Source organism: Methylobacterium frigidaeris, from assembly GCF_022179185.1.
GTDB classification, from domain to species: Bacteria; Pseudomonadota; Alphaproteobacteria; order Rhizobiales; family Beijerinckiaceae; genus Methylobacterium; species Methylobacterium frigidaeris.
The window spans coordinates 1-1,465 of record NZ_BPQJ01000117.1; the positions used below are offsets into that span (position 1 = coordinate 1).

Below are 1,465 nucleotides of genomic sequence, written 5' to 3' on the forward strand. Positions count from 1 at the left end.
GTAATTACCCAGGGGGTTTGGCGCGGTGCACGAGCCGGCTGACCTTGCCGAAGCCGAGGTGAACGCGGGAAGCGATCAGGCGCGGATGGTCTTGAGGAGGGTGACGAAGGTGTCGGTGCCCGCGAGGCGAGCGGTGTCGACGACCGTGCGCACATCCGCCTCGCCTGCGGCCGCCCACATCGCCCGGTAGCCGTTCGTCACTTTCCGCTGCACCACCGCTGGGCGTAGTGCCCGCTCGCACCCGTTGTTGGTGACCGCCACGCGGCCGGGATGGTCGAGGAAGACCAGGAGCTGATCGCGGGCTCGCCCGATCTTGGCTTGCAGCGCGCGGGTCAGGTCGCACCGGCTCGGGGCGGACAGGATGGCGGACAGCTGCCGCTCCAGCGCCCGGCGCTTGGCCGAGAGCGTCGAGGCGGCCAAGTTGGTGACGCGCTCGGCCAGGCTGAACACGGACCCGATCCACAGCTGCAGGCGCAGCGGCACCGGATCCTCGCTGACCTCGACCGCGTAGGCGACGTCGCGCGCCAGATGCGCCAGGCAGGTCTGGTGACGCTCGCCGTGGCCCTGTTGGGCGGTGTAGCGGTCCGACAGCCATACCGCGGGCCGGTGCCCGTCCATCATCGCGTGCACCACCGCGGCGGCCCGCGTCGGGGCGGCGTGATGCACCACCGCTTCGTCCGAGCGGAACACCCAGTGGTACGCGTTGCTGCCCTCGATGCGCACGCCCGTCTCGTCCGAGGCCACCACCTCAGCTCGGCGCAGCGCCGAGACCGCGGCTTCACGGCCTGCCACGAACCGACCCTGCGCCCGACGAAGCAGGTTCATCAGCCCGCCCTGGCTCAAGGTGAGCCCGAACAGGTCGGCCATCACCGCCTGCAGCCGCTCGTAAGACAAAGCCTGGAAGGTCTTCAGGTAGGTCGCCACCGCGTGCAGGCGCGGGCCGAACGGCGTGCGGGCCGCCGCCTGCGGCGCGGGAGCGACGACGCGCGTGCCACAAGCCGGGCAGCGCACCGCCAGCCGCTGATGCTGGGTGACGAGCGGCGTCACCTCGGGCAGCTCGACCTGCTCGCACACGCTGACGATCTCGGCCGGCAGATCCGCCGTCAGGGCGCCGCCGCAGCAGGGGCACTGACCCGGGCGGTGGGCCACGACCTCGTCGGGATCGGGACTGAGCGTGCGGCTGTGCCCCTCGTGGCCCGGCTTGGCGCCGCCGGGCTTGGCCTGCTCGCGCTGCTCCTTGCGATCGGTCGAGGGCGGCTTGGAGGAGGTGCGCGAGGTCTTGTCTGGCCGCTGCAGCCGCAGCACCAGCTCGATCAGCTCCTCCTTGCTCAAACGCTCAAGATCGCTGCGGCTCATCTCACGAGGGAATCAGCGAAATCAGCTCTCGGCAAGAGGCGCCGCGAGCGCCTCGCATCGGCTCCTCGCCGGCCTCACGCCGCGACCGAGCGCACCCCTGAGTAATTAC

Annotated in this window: 1 protein-coding gene; it reads right to left on the reverse strand. The window is 71.1% G+C overall.

The annotated features are described in order from the left end of the window. Window positions 1-75: 75 nt before the first annotated feature. Complete coding sequence (gene tnpC / locus MFF64_RS36460; RefSeq protein WP_099900437.1) at window positions 76-1,356, reverse strand: IS66 family transposase; 1,281 nt, start codon at window positions 1,354-1,356, stop codon at window positions 76-78. Between the last annotated feature and the right edge of the window lie 109 nt (window positions 1,357-1,465).